Raw genomic sequence first — 15,834 nt, forward strand, 5'->3', positions numbered from 1 at the left:
CGGTTAAAAGACCGTTTTTTTTATTTTAGCTAAATTATTTATGTTTTATTTCGTGAAGTTCAACGGATATTTCACTTTATGGAAAGAATCGATGGCTGCCACTAAAGAACCTACCACAAGTTCAGCTTTTATAGAAAGTGGCACGTGGTTACGGTCATTGCTGACGTACAATGTAACACCTTCTTTATCTTTGAAAACGCGGCCGCTCATTACCTGGGGAATAATTTTCAAGCTGTTGATATAACCAAATTTGGTTTTAATATTTTCAGTTCCTACAACTTTTAGCTGAAACGGAAACATTTCATCATCAATCCAAATATTCATTTTTTTGATGGTGCCCACTTTCAGTTCGTCCTGATCCAGACTTCGCAGATAGTAAAACGCGGACAACATATCCTGAATTCCCCTCACCGATTTTTCTACCGTAGTTTTGTTTTTTTCTTTATCGGTAAGCAAAACCGTCTGGTTTTTATGATTAAAAACCGTTTCGTAATGCTGTGTGTAGTTTCCTTCTTTTACGTTTCGAACGTAAAAACTCGGCAAACCGGTATTGTAGTTGATAAAACTTTCGTAATTATCTTCAACTTTAAAGAAAGCCCGCACCGCACCGGTTGTCCTTCCGTAGCCTTTTACGTAAAAGTGGGGTTCGCCTAAATAAGTGGTTTTTAATGTGGTTAAAGTTGCCGTTCCGGCGTTCAGCGGTCCGTAGTGAATTCTGTATTTCAGCACTTCGCCGGTCTGAATATTATTGAGTTTTTGTCCGAAAATCTGTGTAAGGAACAGAAGTGCAGACAGCAAAAAAATCTTTTTCATGGTCATGCTTTTGCAAAATATTTGCCATACTGCAGAAAATGCCTTTTGGTAGCGTAGTTCTGTGAAATTATTCATCGGCGGGCATTTACAAATCTTTTAATTTTTCGTAAATTTGCACAATTATTCTCTAAAAAAATATTTTTAATGATTACAACTGATATATTGATTATAGGAGCTGGTCCCACAGGACTTTTTGCAGTTTTCGAAGCCGGTTTGCTAAAATTAAAATGTCATATCATCGACGCACTTCCACAGCCTGGTGGCCAGTTAACTGAACTTTACCCGAAAAAACCCATTTTTGATATTCCCGGATTTCCGTCCATTAATGCCGGCGCATTGGTGGATAATTTAATGGAGCAAATTAAGCAATTTCAGCCAGGTTTTACTTTAGGTGAAACTGCGCAAAAGCTTACTAAACTGGAAGATGGCACTTTTGAAGTCATTACCAATAAAGGAACGGTACACCACGCTAAGGCAGTTGCAATTGCTGGTGGTCTCGGTACTTTTGAGCCAAGAAAACCGGTACTGGACAACTTGGCAGATTATGAAGAAAATGGTGTTGAATATTTCATTAAAGAACCCGAACATTTCCGAAATAAAAAAGTCGTAATTGCCGGTGGCGGAGATTCGGCTTTGGATTGGAGCATCTTTTTAACCGACATTGCGAGTGAAGTTACTTTAATTCACCGTAGAAATGAATTCCGCGGCGCCTTGGATTCTGTAGAAAAGGTGCAAGCGCTGAAAGATCAGGGGAAAATTCACATGGTGACACCTGCAGAAGTTCGTGGCCTGAAAGGCGACGGAAAATTAACCGCAATTACCGTGGAAAAAGACGGAGAAATTTTCGACCTTGAAACCGATTATTTTATTCCGCTTTTCGGTCTTACACCGAAATTGGGCGATATCGCAAACTGGGGTCTGGAGATCGAAAAAAACGCAATTGTAGTGAATAATGCTTTGGATTATCAAACCAATATTCCTGGTGTTTATGCCATCGGCGACGTCAATACCTATCCGGGAAAACTTAAACTTATTCTGTGCGGTTTTCACGAAGCAACTTTGATGTGTCAAAGTGTCTACAACATGCTGAATCCAGGCAAAAAATTCGTTTTGAAATATACAACAGTCAGCGGAATTGATGGTTTCGACGGAAGCCGAAAAGAAGCTGAAAAAGCAGTTGTAAAAAAAATCGACTAATTCAGCCTTTTTTTCATTTAATTAAATTTTCCAAAAAAAAATGCAAGATATCACGCTAAAAATTACCGACCGAAATGGCGATATTCATGAAGTTGTAGCACCAACTGATATGTCTATGAATTTAATGGAAGTTATCCGCTCGTATGAACTTGCAGAAGAAGGAACAATCGGCGTTTGCGGCGGAATGGCCATGTGCGCCTCGTGTCAGGTTTATGTTTTGGAAGGTTCCGAAAACCTACAGGAAATGGGCGACGAAGAAGATGCAATGCTCAGCGAAGCTTTTCACGTTGAACAAAACAGCAGGCTCGGTTGTCAGATTCACATCACCGATGAGATTGACGGTTTGGAAGTTCAGATCGCGCCGTATCCATAAAAATAAAAATTTGCCCTTTTAAGGGCATTTTTTTTTGCTTTTACACCATCACGAAATTCCATTTTTCATTTCGATTACTTTTCTTAATTTTGAGAAAAGCACCAAAATATGAAAATTGCAACCTACAATGTAAACGGCGTTAACGGCAGATTGCCAGTCCTTTTAAAATGGCTTGCGCAAGAAAAACCCGATGTGGTTTGCCTGCAGGAACTGAAAGCGCCACAGGAAAAGTTTCCTGAAAATGAGTTGTTGGAAGCTGGTTATCATTCGATTTGGCTCGGACAAAAAAGCTGGAACGGCGTTGCAATTCTCACCAAAGATGAAAAACCAAAAGTCCTGAAAACTGCTTTACCCGGAAATGAAGATGATGCTGCAAGCCGATATCTGGAAGTTCAACTGGAAAAACTGACCTTAGTCTGCATTTATTTACCAAACGGAAATCCAGCGCCGGGACCCAAATTTGATTATAAAATGAATTGGTTTCAGCATTTTGACGCGCAGGCAGAAGTGCTCATCAGCTCGGGAAAACCGGTGGTTATTTGCGGAGATTTCAACGTAATTCCAACCGAAAAAGATGTTTATAAACCCGAAAAATATATCAAGGACGCGCTGTTTTTTCCCGAAGCTAGAAAAGCTTATCAGGAAGTTTTAAACCAGGGCTGGACAGATGCAATTCGCTATTTATTTCCAAACAAAATTATTTATACTTTCTACGACTATTTCCGCAAAGCTTATGAACGCGATGCCGGAATCCGAATTGATCACATTTTGCTGTCGCCGTCGGTGCTTCCACATTTAAAAAATGGTGGAATAGATAAAGAAGTTCGCGGTTGGGAAAAATCAAGCGACCACGTTCCAACCTGGATTGAATTAAACGATTTTTAAAGCGCTGTAAATGAAAATATTTAAATAAAAAAATTACCGGCTAAAACCGGTAATTTTTGTGATTTATATTAAAGACCTGGTTTTTCATTTTTCAGAATTTTCATCACAATCAATTCTTCTTTTGTTAAACCGGATTTTCCGTCATCGATCTCAAGTTCGTCCAGTTCGTCCAGATATTTTTTAATCGAATAGCTTTCGTACAGATTCAAAATCAGCGGATGAATGTAATATTTTCTACAAACCGTGCTTGTATTGCCGAGTTCGCAGGCGACAAGTTCAATCGCTTTTTTAATTTTTGCTTTTTGCGTCGTTTTTTCATCCGGATCAGTTGCGGCTTCAATTTCTTTAAAAGCAATCAGCGCGTTCACGGTTCCGGACCAGGTTCGGAAATCTTTTGCGGTAAAATCTTCACCACTTATTTCCTTGATATATTCATTTACCATTCCGCTTTCTATTGCGTGGCGTTTACCGTCATCGTCGTAATATTGGAACAGTTCCTTGCCGGGAATATCGCGGCAGTTTTTCACCGCAATAGCAAGTTTTCTGTTTTTAAGGTCGATGTCGTGGTAAACACCTTTTTTACCTTTAAAAGAAAATTTAATCTTTTGGCCGGTAATATTTACGTGTTTATCTTTTAGCGTCGTCAGACCAAAAGAACCGTAAAGCTTTTCATAAATATTATTTCCAATGCGGATGTTCGTGCGTTCCATCAAACTCACCACCAAAGCCAAAACTTTTCTTTTGTCGAGATTCCTCCGTGACAAATCTTTTTCAAGCTGAAGACGAATGGTTGGTAACGTTTCACCAAACTGAAGCATCCGGTAAAACTTGGTGTGATTTCTAAGCGCATTCCAAACCGGGTGATAGCGGTATTGTTTCCGGCGCTTTGCGTCAATTCCGGTAGCCTGAAGGTGACCGTTCTGCAAAGCACAAATCCAGACATCTTCCCAGGCGGGAGGAATTGCGAGCTTTTTTATGCGCTCCAGTTCCTCCTTATCTTTTACCTTTTCGTCACCGAGAAAATAAGTGAAATTTTTGCCTCTTTTGCGGCGGGAAATTCCCAGAGTTTCGCCATCATTTGAGTACACCAGTTTCACTGCTTTTGCAGATTTTACCGGGTCTTTCATGATTTTAATGATTTTCGCCGGGCTTATTTTCGCGATAAGATCTACGCTGGGAATATCTGCGTTCATCGTTTAGTTTTTACCTCGCGTAAGTAGCCAAATCACGATGGCGATAACAGCACCGATTAAGAAAAATGCCCACCACATTCCGGCTTTGAAAATCGTGCCTATGGCGTCGCAGCCAGTGAAGGTAAGTAATGCGAAAACAGCTAATGTAAGAAATGTAAACTTTTTCATAATTGTATTTTTTTAATGTTTATAAATGTTTCAATTTAAACTCTGTGGTTATCCGGCCGCCAGTTTTTGATTGATTTTTTAATTTCATTTCCGCTTAAATTTCCAGAAAGCGCTTTGTCTAAAAGCACTTTAAATTCATCATCATAAGCAAAACGCAATGCAGCAATTTGCCCGAACGAAAGTTTGTTTTCTACCTCATCAGAACTTTTACCAAACAGTTCGAAATAACGCTGCTTGAATTCCACTCTGATAATCCGGTCTTGGTTTCCCAGCGCGTAATGTTGGCGCAGCATCAAAGTCAAATAAATAAACAGGAAAATAATTATTGAAAATAATGCCCAAACGAGGTCATTTTTTTCATCTGTAAAATATTTCCGTACACCGAAAATCAGCAGAAAAGCCAGCAGCGGAAGAAAAATGAAATGGTGCGGCGGGTAAAATTTTCTGTGGTTTTTATAGTTTTGATTCTGCATTTTTTAAGCATATCAAAAAATTAACCATTGTTAACTTTTGCCTGAATTAATGAAAAATTCGGTGTTATTTGGGCATTTTTTTCGGATTTTGCTAAATGGTATAATTTAGAATTAAAGCCAAAAAAAACCGATGCATTTTTTTTTGCATCGGTTTTAATATTTTAGCAAAAGGTTTAGTCGAAGCCGCCTTTTCTTGTAGGTTCTTTCACTTCCGGCCACTTCGCTGGTTCGCCGTTACGGTCCAGCGGAAGTTTAATTTTTTCTGCATAAGCTTTTTCCGGGTCTTCGCTCGCCATATAGGTTAAAATGGCGATCGTAGCAACATTGCTTTTCAAATCATCAAAAACAATCTTGTCGTAAGTATCGCGGTTCGTGTGCCAGGTGTAAGCGCCGTAATCCCAGCTCAAAGAACCGAGCATAAATGCGGGAACGCCCGCCGCAACAAACGAAGCATGATCCGATCCGCCACCACCAGGAAAGCCCGGATAAGTGGTTTTGATGTCTTTGGTTAAGTCCCGTGGAACGGCGCTCAGCCATCTTCCCATATAATCATACGCGTTAAGGAAACCCTGTCCGCTGATATTCGTGATTCTTCCGGTTCCGTTATCCTGATTAAAAACCGCCTGCACGTTCGGCATTTCGTTTTTGTGTGCAGAAACGTAACCGCGCGAACCGTTCAAACCCTGTTCTTCACTTCCCCAAAGCCCCACGATAATCGTTCTTTTCGGGTTTGGATATAATTTTTTCAGAATCCGGGCAACTTCCATCATGGTAATTGTTCCGGTACCATTATCAGTTGCGCCGGTGCCGCCATCCCAGGAATCGAGGTGCGCAGATAGAATTACATATTCATCCGGTTTTTCAGTTCCTTTAATTTCCGCAACGGTATTGAAAGTAGGAGCGGAGCCTTTGTCTTTTGACTGCGCCACCAACTTTAATTTCGGAGTAGTAGCATGCTGAATCATTCGGTAAAGTTGGCCGTAAGCTTCGAGTGAAACATCAAAAACCGGAATTTTTTTCGTGCCTGCATTAAAGATTTTATTCACACCAAAACCGCGTGACCAGTAGGAAGAAAGGATTCCTGCCGCGCCTGCTTGTTCGAGTTTTGCATTCAGTGTTCTGGAAGTTTCGCCGGTCGCCGTAATGGATTTTTGCCATTCTTCCGCCGCAGCCTGGGTTTCTTTCTTCATTTTTTCGTAAGATTCCGGCGTGGCAAATTCTTTCCAGTTTTCGTCTGGCCGACCAGTTGGCTGATATTGTGAAACCATTACCAGTTTTCCTTTCACTTTCGGCAACCATTGATCGAATTCACTTTTATCTTTAAAGGTCGGAAGCATAATCACATCGGCGATCACGCCTTTTGCAGAAGTTGCAGGGCTGAAGGCAAGCTGCATCCCTTCAATCGATTTCACGTACGGCGAAACCATTTCAATGGAAGAAGTTCCTCTTTCCCAGGATTTCCAGTCGCCCCATTTTTCATTTTTTGCCGCAATCCCCCAGTTTTCAAAACGTTTTACCGCCCAGTCGTGCGCCTGCTGCATTTTCGGACTTCCAACAAGTCGCGGTCCGATGCCGTCTAAAAGTTCAAAAGCTAAAGTTTCAAGCTGTGAGTTTTGGTAGGTTTCATCCATGATGGATTTTACCATTTGGTCTTTGGTCTGCGCATTGAGTCCGACGGCAAAAACCGTTGAAACCAAGAATAATTTCGCGTAATTCTTCATAGAAAATAATTTTCCGATGAAGATAGCAAATTTTTACATTCTGTCTCTCCGTAGAAAATAGCATCGTTGAGCTACTTAAAAATAAAATTTTTGTATTTTTATAAAAAATACAGATTATGAACTTAATTATCAGATTACTCGTAACGGCGGTTGTCGCGTTTTTTCTAACCAAGATTTTAACCGGCGTGCACATTGACGGATTTTCAACAGCGTTGGTTTTTGCGCTGATTTTAGGTGTTTTAAATCTAATTGTAACGCCCATTTTAAAGATTTTGGGTTTGCCGTTGACCATTCTTACGCTGGGACTTTTTTCCTTAGTCATCAATGCTTTGGTAGTTTTACTGGCGGCGAAGTTCGTTCCGGGAATGACCATCGATGGTTTTGGTTGGGCGTTTATTTTCAGTATCGCGCTTTCGCTCATCACTTCTTTAGTTAGCGGAATATTTTCTTCCGGTGATTAGCGGCTTTTTTTAAATTTCTAAATCAATCTCAGATAATGAGTTTACTTCCGCGTGGTAAATTTTTAAAATTTGCCCTGTTTTGCTCGATATTTTTGCTTTTCAGCACAACTTTTTTTGACGCCGGAATTTTCCTGGATTTTACACCTGACGATAATATTTTTAAAAATTAAAAGAAATGAAGGAATTTAAAACTGCTGAAATGGACGGCCGCACCAAATTGCTTACCATAATTTTGCTTGTATTGTTGCCCTTGCTGGCCATCAGTTCGTTTTTTATCAGACCGCAAAAGCTGTCAATTTCGCTGCTTTTAACTGTTGTATTTATAGCGGTTATATTTATTTCCTATGCTTTTGTGCCGAAAAGAATTGCACTGTCGTCAGAGCAGATTTTAATTCAAAATTTATTCGGTGCGGTTGTCATTAATTTAAATGAAATTAAAAGCGTGGAAGAGCTGAAAAAAACAGGCCTGAATTTGAGAACTTTTGGTGTTGGTGGTTTGTTCGGCTATTTCGGTTACTTCAACGGCCGCGATGTTTGGTATGTTACCAACATTTACAAAAAAGTAAAAATCACCTTGAAAAGCGGCAAAATTTATATGCTTTCACCTGAAAATCCCGAAACGTTTGTAGCTGAAATTCAAAAAATATCGGCTTAAACAGGCTAATTTTTTATCTTTGTCTGTCTGCCTTTGCAGAAAATAAAATCTTTTTTTATGAAACTAAAACATACTTTGATCGCCATTGCTGCGCCTTTTCTTATGAATGCACAAAATGTGATGACGCCCGAAACGCTTTGGACGCTGAATAAGTTGGGAGTTACTGCCGTTTCGCCGGATCAGTCATCTTTAATTTACAGCGTGGGAAAAACCGACCTGAAAACTGAAAAAACCAACAAAAAGAATTACTTTTTAAACATCAAAAATGCGCAGGCAACCAATCTTGACTTAGGAAAAAAATCGCTGATTCAATGGGATAAAAACGGAATTTATGCACAAGCAGACGACAAAATTTATTTGTCTAAAGATGCCGGAAAAACCTGGTCTGAATTTTATACCATCGGGAAAGTCGACAATATTGTGATTTCGCCAGACGGTAAAAAAATCGCTTTCAGCAAAGAAGTTTTGGTTGAAAAAGTGATGGGTAAAGATAAATATGACGACGTGCCGAAAACCACAGCGCAAATTTATACCGATTTGAATCACCGCCACTGGGATTATTTTAATGAAGGAAAATACAACCACGTTTTTGTGGTAAACACCGCCGAAAAAGTGGAAGCTGCTAAAGATTTGCTGGAAGGCAAAACTTTCGATGCGCCACAGCGGCCTTTCGGTGGAAGCGAAGATTTTGTCTGGAGCCCGGATTCTACAGAATTGCTTTACGTTACAAAAGCATTGAGCGGAAAAGAATATGCAAAATCTACAAACACCGATATTTTCGCTTATAATGTAGCTACCGGCGCGGTAAAAAACCTGACAGGAAGCAATAAAGGTTATGATGTTTCGCCACAGTTTTCACCGGATGGAAAATATCTGTCCTGGATGTCCATGGAAAGAGAAGGTTATGAAGCTGATAAAAATGATATTAAAATTCTCGAGTGGAAATCAGGTCGCGTTTCGAATCTGACTTCGAAGTGGGATGAAAGCGTTGCCGGATCTGTTTTCTGGGCCGAAGATTCTAAAAATATTTATTTCACCACACCGTGGCGCGGAACGAAACAGCTGTTCTCATTAAACCCTAAAAACCAAAAAATTACCCAGATTACCTCGGGAAATTTCGACGTTAATGATATTTATGCCTTAAATAAAAACAATCTACTGGTTTCCAGAACCGACATGAATCACAATGCGGATCTGTTCAATGTTGATGTTAAAAAAGGCACTATGACTCAGGTTACGGAAGTTAATAAGGAGAATTACGCTATAATTACGCCGTCTAAAACCGAACTTAAAATGGTGAAAACCACAGACGGCAAGGAAATGGGCGTGTGGTTTATTTATCCGCCAAACTTTGATCCGGCGAAAAAATATCCAACTTTATTATATTGTCAGGGTGGACCGCAATCGGCGCTTACACAGACTTTCAGCACAAGATGGAATTTTGCTTTGATGGCGGCAAACGATTATATCATTGTAGCGCCAAACCGTCGCGGAATGCCGGGCTGGGGCACAAAATGGAATGAAGAAATTTCTAAAGACTGGGGCGGGCAAGTGATGGACGATTATCTTGCAGCTGCTGATTACGCGAAAACTTTACCATATGTTGATGGTGACAGAATGGGCGCAGTTGGTGCAAGTTACGGTGGATACAGCGTTTTTATGCTTGCCGGAATCCACGAAAACCGTTTTAAAACATTCATTGCACACGACGGTCTTTTTGATATGAAATCCTGGTTTTTAACTACAGAAGAACTTTGGTTCGCGAACTGGGATTTGGGTGGTTCGCCTTACGACATTCCAACGCCGAAAGCGTACACGAAATTCGATCCATCGCAGCCGGAGTATGTGAATAAGTGGAATACACCAATTATGATTATTCAGGGTGGGATTGATTACCGCGTGCCATATGAGCAAGGTCAGGAAGCTTTCCAGGCGGCGCAGCTGAAAGGTTTGAAATCGAAATTCCTCTATTTCCCCAATGAAAACCACTGGGTTTTGCATCCGCAAAATGCCTTGGTTTGGCAGCGGGAATTTTTCTCCTGGTTGAAAGAAACATTATAAAAAAAAGAAGTTCAGAAAAATCTGAACTTCTTTTTTTTGCCCTTGTTCTAGTTTTTTTTTTTGATATTTTAAAGCTCTGCGCGAACTTTGAAAGCAGCGGCTAACTTCATCGTGATTTGGTCAGCGGCAGGTTTGCTTCCCTGAACTTCAATAACCAACGAATTTCGGTCGCTTCTGAAATATTCCACGATTTCTACATCGCTGGTATTGAAGACGATTTCGTTTGGATTTATATTATTTTCCACGGTGGCGATAAGTTTATCCGGGAGATTGCTTCCTTTAATGTAAATTCTCGCGTTTTTTATGACGTCCAGTTTTGTTCCACCTGTAGAACTTACATATATTGCAGTCAGCTTACTCATTTTCACCGACTTTAAATTTGCCACTGAATATTTGGGATTGTACGCTTTGATTTCATTATCAAGGTTGATATCCATATGAATTTCCGGCGATTTCGTATATGAAGTGGTGCTTACAGCAGCAAACGGCACCGTCATCTGAGTTGAATAAGGAACTTCAAATGGTGGTAAAACATCTAATACAGAGTTTACGATGTCACGGCAACTGGTGAGAAAAATCAGAGCGACCATTCCCATAAATAATGATAATCTTTTCATAATGTTCTATTTTATAATTAAACACGCTTACATTTATCAAGCCAATTTGCTGTAAAACTAAAAAATGTTGCTTTCTATACCATTTCATTTAATAAAATTTAAAGAATGAAAATCAAACTTTCTATAAAAAATTCCGTGTTATTTCGGCCTTTTTTTTCTGGTTTTGCTAAAAGTTGCTTTGATTAAATTTTAAAAATGGAAAAAATGCCATTTTAGCAACAAATTTTTCTGTTTTATGTAATTTCAAACAGCTTTATAATTGCGAATTTTTCAGCTGCTTGACTTCCGCTTTCAAATGTCGTATATTTGCACTCCGAATTTCCAGAGATTTCGGAGTAATTTTTAAACCGTAATTTAAAAAATGAAAACATCTGATTTTAACTTCGATTTGCCCGAAGAACTTTTGGCAGAACATCCCGCAGAGCACAGAGACGACGCAAAACTCATGGTTTTGAACCGTGCTACACAAACGATCGAACACCGATTATTTAAAGATGTCGTAGATTATTTCGAAGAAAAAGACCTCTTCATATTCAATAATACCAAAGTTTTTCCGGCCAGATTGTATGGAAATAAAGAAAAAACCGGCGCAAAAATCGAAGTTTTTCTTTTGAGAGAACTTGATAAAGAAACTCGCGTTTGGGACGTTTTGGTGGATCCGGCGCGAAAAATCAGAATCGGAAATAAATTATTTTTCACGGAAGACGAAGGTTTGGTAGCTGAAGTTATCGACAATACCACTTCAAGAGGACGAACTTTAAGATTTTTGTACGATGGTTCTTACGAAGAATTCCGTGCGAAACTGAAAGAATTGGGCGAAACACCGCTTCCGAAATATTTTAAAAGAGAAGTTGAACCAGAAGATGCAGAGCGTTATCAAACGATTTATGCGAAGCACGAAGGCGCTGTTGCAGCTCCAACTGCAGGTTTGCACTTTTCGCGTCATTTGATGAAAAAACTGGAAATTAAAGGAATTGATTTCGCTGAAGTTACACTTCACGTTGGTTTGGGAACTTTTAACCCAATTGAAGTTGAAGATTTGTCGAAACATAAAATGGAATCTGAAGAAGCGATTATCGACCAGAAAAACGCGGATATCATTAACAAGGCGGTTTCCGAGGGAAGAAGAGTTTGCGCTGTAGGAACAACTACAATGAGAACGATTGAAACTTCAGTTTCTTCCAACAAAAAAATCGGGCCTTACCACGGCTGGACCAACAAATTTATTTTCCCGCCGCACGAATTTGGTGTTGCAAACTGTATGATCACCAATTTCCACATGCCAAAATCTACATTAATGATGATGATTGCAGCATTTGCCGGGAAAGATTTCCTGATGCACGCTTACGAAGAAGCTATCAAGCATAAATATAAATTCTATTCTTACGGTGACGCGATGCTGATTCTGTAAGAAGCTGTAAATGAAGGATTTAAATTTTAGATTAAATTCATTTCGATGTTTTTAATCTAAAATTTTATCATTTTAAACCAAAAATTATTTTGAAAGATATCCGAACATTGTCGCTCGACCAACTGCAGGAATATTTTGTTTCCCTAGGCGAAAAACCTTTTCGCGCAAAACAGGTGTATGAATGGTTGTGGAACAAAAATCTGCATTCCATTGAGGAAATGACGAATCTTTCTAAAGATTTACGCGACCGCATTGCTCAGGAATATCTCATCAATCCGATTTCCGTAGACCAACTTCAGAAATCTACCGATGGAACCATCAAAAACGGTGTAAAACTGCACGACGGTCTTTTGGTAGAATCAGTTCTAATTCCTACTGAAACGCGGACCACAGCTTGTGTTTCGTCACAGGTTGGCTGCTCGCTGAATTGTGAATTTTGTGCCACAGCGCGCCTCAAAAGAATGCGAAATCTGGAAGTCGCGGAAATCGTAGATCAGGTTGCACTCATCGATAGACAGAGTAAACTGTATTTCGACCGGCCACTTTCCAACATCGTTTTTATGGGAATGGGAGAGCCGATGATGAATTACAAAAATGTGGTGGAATCCATCCGGAAAATTACGGATCCCAAAGGTTTAGGAATGTCTGCGCGTCGAATTACCGTCTCCACTTCCGGTATTCCGAAAATGATTAAAATGCTCGCAGATGAAAATCTGCGTGTAAATCTGGCGCTTTCTCTGCATTCAGCAATTGAGAAAAAAAGGAACGAAATCATGCCTTTTTCGGATAAATTTCCACTGACTGATATTTTGGATTCGCTGAAATATTGGTATGAGAAAACCGGAAATATTATTACGTTTGAATATTGTGTCTGGAAAGGAATCAATGATCAGGACGAAGACATTAAAGCACTCATCAGATATTGTAAGCAGATTCCAAGCAAGGTGAATCTCATTCAGTACAATCCAATTGGTGACGGAAAATATGACCAATGCAATAAAGACGCAGAAGAAAATTACGTACGTCAGCTGGAAAAAGCCGGAATTACAGTGCTGATACGAAGAAGTCGCGGTGGTGATATCGATGCTGCCTGCGGACAACTTGCTAATAAAAGCAGTGAGTAATGTTTTCGCACATCGGGAAAACCAGAACGCCAGCGCATAATCTTGGGATTGCGTCTTTGCTCTCTTTTGTTGCCGGTTTGGTGAATGTCGTCGGATTTTTTTCAGTACAAAAGTTAACCACAAATGTCACCGGCCATTTCGCTTTTTTCGTGGACGAAGCTTTTAAGCTGAATTTCCAAAACGCTTTACATGTTGCCCTTTTCGTTTTTTTCTTTTTTTTCGGGGCTTTTTCGGCAAATTTTATGGTAGAAACATATTCCCGAATCCGCGAAAATGAAACCTACGTTTTTCCAATTCTTACCGAAGCTTTTATTATCGCGGTCATCGCATTCACCGGAAACTATTTGATCCGTGAAAATCCCGACGTTATCGCATTCAGTTTGCTTTTTGCGATGGGAATGCAAAATTCACTGGTTACAAGTATTTCAAAATCGATTGTTCGAACCACGCATTTAACCGGAATGTTCACCGATTTGGGCATCGAATTTTCACAGCTGTTTTTCTACAAAGACAAAAGCCACAAAAGAAAATTACTAAGATCCATCGGTTTGCGACTGACCATTATCTGGATGTTTTTCGCGGGCGGAGTCTGCGGCGGAATTTTATTCGAAAGTTTCGGAATAAAATCGCTTATCCTCGGCTCAATAATTTTGCTTGGCGGTCTGACATACGATTTTATTAAAATTAAAATGTTGCTTTTGCACCGCAGACTGAAATGAAAAAATTTGCCGCTATAATTGCCTTTTTTTGTGTTTTAAATATTTCAGCGCAGCAAAGATACGATTGGTTAAAAATCAACCGTTTTCGCGTTGCACATTTATCCGATTCGCTGAAAGAAAATTCCGGGCTGGAATTCATTAACGGACGGCTTTTTACTTTAAACGACAGTGGAAATCCTTCTGATTTATTTGAAATTGATGAAGTTTCCGGAAAACTAAAAAAAGTTTTTCCCACCAACATCAAAAATATTGACTGGGAAGCTTTGGCTGCGGATTCTGCAAATCTGTATATCGCCGATTTTGGTAATAATGAGGGCACTCGTAAAGATTTAGCAATTTATAAAGTTCCCGTGACGGATTCTTTAGCTTTAAATTCCGTTCAGAAAATTTCCTTTTTTTACCCCGAACAGCAGGATTTTTTCCCAAAACCGCTCAACAACAATTTCGATGCGGAAGCGATAATTTTTCTGAACGGGAAACTGCATATTTTCACCAAAGAATGGCAGTCAAAAGCGACAACGCATTATATCATTAATCCGGAAATTACTGAAAATCAGCCTGCGCAAAAAATAAAAAGCTTCAATACAGGTTTTACGGTAAGTGACGCTGCGTATTTTGCGGGAAGACTTTACCTCGTGGGTTATACCAAAAAAACCGAAGTTTTTCTTTCAATTTTCTCAGAAACAGAACAGGGGATCTTTTTCAACAAAAACCCCAAAACTTTTTACCTCGGCAGCGCTTTAAAAATTGGGCAGATTGAAGGTTTAGCCGTTAATGAAAAAGGTATTTATCTTGCCGGTGAAGAACTTATTTTTTCAATATTTAAAGCAAAGCCGTACCTTTATTTCATTTCACACGAAAAAATAAAATAAATGTCCGCCAGCGCGGAGTTTATGAAGGAAATTCTTTATTTATATTTATATTTGTGTGAACTTACGAAATGCGAAAACCTTACTTCTAATTTGTGGCAAATATTGTAGCAGAAATTAAGAATCCGATCGATGCGGAAATGAAACTTTTTGAACAGAAGTTTTATGAATCTATGCAAAGCAATGTTGCGCTGCTCGATAAAGTCACGCGGTTTATTGTAACGACCAAAGGCAAGCAGATGCGTCCGATGTTCGTGTTTCTGTGCGCAAAACTTACCGGAGAAGTTAATGAAAAATCATTTCGTGGCGCCTCGATGATTGAACTTATTCATACCGCGACTTTGGTTCACGATGATGTCGTGGACGAAAGTTTTAAACGGCGCAACTTCTTCTCAATCAACGCGTTATGGAAAAATAAAATAGCTGTTTTAGTGGGCGATTATCTGCTTTCTAAAGCAGTTTTACTTTCTACAGACCATAAAGATTACGATTTGCTTGCCGTAATTTCGCGCACCATTCGCGAAATGGCGGAAGGTGAACTTTTGCAGCTAGAAAAAGCCAGAAAACTGGATATTACCGAAGATATTTACTATGAAATTATCCGGCAGAAAACGGCGACTTTGATTGCTGCATGTTGTGAAATCGGTGTTTTATCAACAAGCAGCGACGAAAATTTAGCCACTAAAATGCGCGAATTTGGAACGTACACCGGAATGGCTTTCCAGATTAAAGATGATCTTTTCGACTATTTAACTTCGAATATTATCGGTAAACCTGTCGGTATTGACATTAAAGAGAAGAAAATGACTTTGCCGCTGATTCACGCGCTGAGAACTGCCACAGAAAAAGACCGTTCCTATTATTTCAATACGATTAAACGCTATAATAACGACAGCAAACGCGTAAAAGAACTCATTGAGTACGTAAAAAAATCCGGCGGACTGGATTACGCAATCATTAAAATGAAAGAATACCAGCAAAAAGCAAAAGATATCCTGGAAGAATTTCCCGAATCAGAGGCGAAAAAATCTTTGCAACTCATGCTGAATTACGTCATCGAAAGAAAGTTCTAATTCTTTCTAAGATTTTTTCGC

General features: G+C 39.5%; 17 protein-coding genes. 11 read left to right on the top strand and 6 right to left on the bottom strand.

Annotation, left to right across the window (positions count from 1 at the left end):
* Positions 1-45: 45 nt before the first annotated feature.
* On the bottom strand, positions 46-813 hold the full coding sequence (locus OA84_RS07685; RefSeq protein ID WP_039345877.1) for a DUF3108 domain-containing protein: 768 nt from the start codon (positions 811-813) through the stop codon (positions 46-48).
* Between the two features lie 144 nt (positions 814-957).
* Between OA84_RS07685 and OA84_RS07690 the strand changes: the two genes are divergently transcribed.
* From OA84_RS07690 to xth, 3 genes are all read left to right on the top strand, one after another.
* Positions 958-2,010 (top strand): NAD(P)/FAD-dependent oxidoreductase, encoded by a 1,053-nt coding sequence (locus tag OA84_RS07690; RefSeq protein ID WP_039344398.1) that lies wholly within the window; start codon positions 958-960, stop codon positions 2,008-2,010.
* Between the two features lie 40 nt (positions 2,011-2,050).
* The gene (locus OA84_RS07695) at positions 2,051-2,383 is read left to right on the top strand and encodes a 2Fe-2S iron-sulfur cluster-binding protein (protein WP_039344401.1); all 333 of its coding nucleotides are present in this window, start codon (positions 2,051-2,053) and stop codon (positions 2,381-2,383) included.
* Between the two features lie 108 nt (positions 2,384-2,491).
* The gene (xth, locus tag OA84_RS07700) at positions 2,492-3,268 is read left to right on the top strand and encodes an exodeoxyribonuclease III (protein WP_039344404.1); all 777 of its coding nucleotides are present in this window, start codon (positions 2,492-2,494) and stop codon (positions 3,266-3,268) included.
* 68 nt (positions 3,269-3,336) lie between these two features.
* Here xth and OA84_RS07705 read toward each other — a convergent pair whose 3' ends face one another.
* The 4 genes from OA84_RS07705 to OA84_RS07715 all read right to left on the bottom strand — a co-directional run bounded on the left by OA84_RS07705 (position 3,337) and on the right by OA84_RS07715 (position 6,823).
* Entirely contained in the window at positions 3,337-4,461 is a 1,125-nt protein-coding gene (locus tag OA84_RS07705; protein WP_039344407.1) for a DNA topoisomerase IB, read from the bottom strand.
* A gap of 3 nt (positions 4,462-4,464) precedes the next feature.
* The gene (locus tag OA84_RS11320) at positions 4,465-4,629 is read right to left on the bottom strand and encodes a phosphatidate cytidylyltransferase (protein WP_084060887.1); all 165 of its coding nucleotides are present in this window, start codon (positions 4,627-4,629) and stop codon (positions 4,465-4,467) included.
* A 35-nt stretch (positions 4,630-4,664) separates the two neighbouring features.
* Positions 4,665-5,102, bottom strand: coding sequence for a DUF6526 family protein (locus OA84_RS07710; protein ID WP_039344410.1), 438 nt, complete (start codon positions 5,100-5,102; stop codon positions 4,665-4,667).
* A 173-nt stretch (positions 5,103-5,275) separates the two neighbouring features.
* Complete coding sequence (locus tag OA84_RS07715) at positions 5,276-6,823, bottom strand: M20/M25/M40 family metallo-hydrolase (RefSeq protein WP_039344412.1); 1,548 nt, start codon at positions 6,821-6,823, stop codon at positions 5,276-5,278.
* Between the two features lie 116 nt (positions 6,824-6,939).
* On the opposite strand from OA84_RS07715, the gene OA84_RS07720 reads away from it, so the two are divergent.
* From OA84_RS07720 to OA84_RS07730, 3 genes are all read left to right on the top strand, one after another.
* Positions 6,940-7,284 carry a phage holin family protein gene (locus tag OA84_RS07720; RefSeq protein ID WP_039344415.1) on the top strand — a complete coding sequence of 115 codons (345 nt, stop codon included), beginning with the start codon at positions 6,940-6,942 and terminating at the stop codon, positions 7,282-7,284.
* A gap of 175 nt (positions 7,285-7,459) precedes the next feature.
* Positions 7,460-7,939 (top strand): PH domain-containing protein, encoded by a 480-nt coding sequence (locus OA84_RS07725; protein WP_039344419.1) that lies wholly within the window; start codon positions 7,460-7,462, stop codon positions 7,937-7,939.
* 57 nt (positions 7,940-7,996) lie between these two features.
* Positions 7,997-10,000 carry a S9 family peptidase gene (locus OA84_RS07730; RefSeq protein ID WP_039344421.1) on the top strand — a complete coding sequence of 668 codons (2,004 nt, stop codon included), beginning with the start codon at positions 7,997-7,999 and terminating at the stop codon, positions 9,998-10,000.
* Positions 10,001-10,068: 68 nt separating this feature from the next.
* Here OA84_RS07730 and OA84_RS07735 read toward each other — a convergent pair whose 3' ends face one another.
* Positions 10,069-10,617, bottom strand: coding sequence for a hypothetical protein (locus OA84_RS07735; protein WP_156965050.1), 549 nt, complete (start codon positions 10,615-10,617; stop codon positions 10,069-10,071).
* A 361-nt stretch (positions 10,618-10,978) separates the two neighbouring features.
* Between OA84_RS07735 and queA the strand changes: the two genes are divergently transcribed.
* The 5 genes from queA to OA84_RS07760 all read left to right on the top strand — a co-directional run bounded on the left by queA (position 10,979) and on the right by OA84_RS07760 (position 15,813).
* Positions 10,979-12,028, top strand: coding sequence for a tRNA preQ1(34) S-adenosylmethionine ribosyltransferase-isomerase QueA (queA, locus tag OA84_RS07740; protein ID WP_039344427.1), 1,050 nt, complete (start codon positions 10,979-10,981; stop codon positions 12,026-12,028).
* An 89-nt stretch (positions 12,029-12,117) separates the two neighbouring features.
* A complete protein-coding gene (rlmN, locus tag OA84_RS07745; protein WP_039344430.1) occupies positions 12,118-13,152 on the top strand; it encodes a 23S rRNA (adenine(2503)-C(2))-methyltransferase RlmN in 1,035 nt (344 codons plus the stop codon).
* Complete coding sequence (locus OA84_RS07750; protein ID WP_039344433.1) at positions 13,152-13,871, top strand: YoaK family protein; 720 nt, start codon at positions 13,152-13,154, stop codon at positions 13,869-13,871. The genes rlmN and OA84_RS07750 overlap by 1 nt, the downstream gene beginning before the upstream one ends.
* Positions 13,868-14,743: a hypothetical protein gene (locus OA84_RS07755; RefSeq protein WP_052252149.1), complete on the top strand. Its 876-nt coding sequence runs from the start codon at positions 13,868-13,870 to the stop codon at positions 14,741-14,743. Before OA84_RS07750 ends, OA84_RS07755 begins: the two co-directional genes overlap by 4 nt.
* A gap of 92 nt (positions 14,744-14,835) precedes the next feature.
* Complete coding sequence (locus OA84_RS07760; RefSeq protein ID WP_039344436.1) at positions 14,836-15,813, top strand: polyprenyl synthetase family protein; 978 nt, start codon at positions 14,836-14,838, stop codon at positions 15,811-15,813.
* Positions 15,814-15,834: the final 21 nt, after the last annotated feature.

The organism is Kaistella solincola, from assembly GCF_000812875.1.
Taxonomy (GTDB): Bacteria; Bacteroidota; Bacteroidia; order Flavobacteriales; family Weeksellaceae; genus Kaistella; species Kaistella solincola.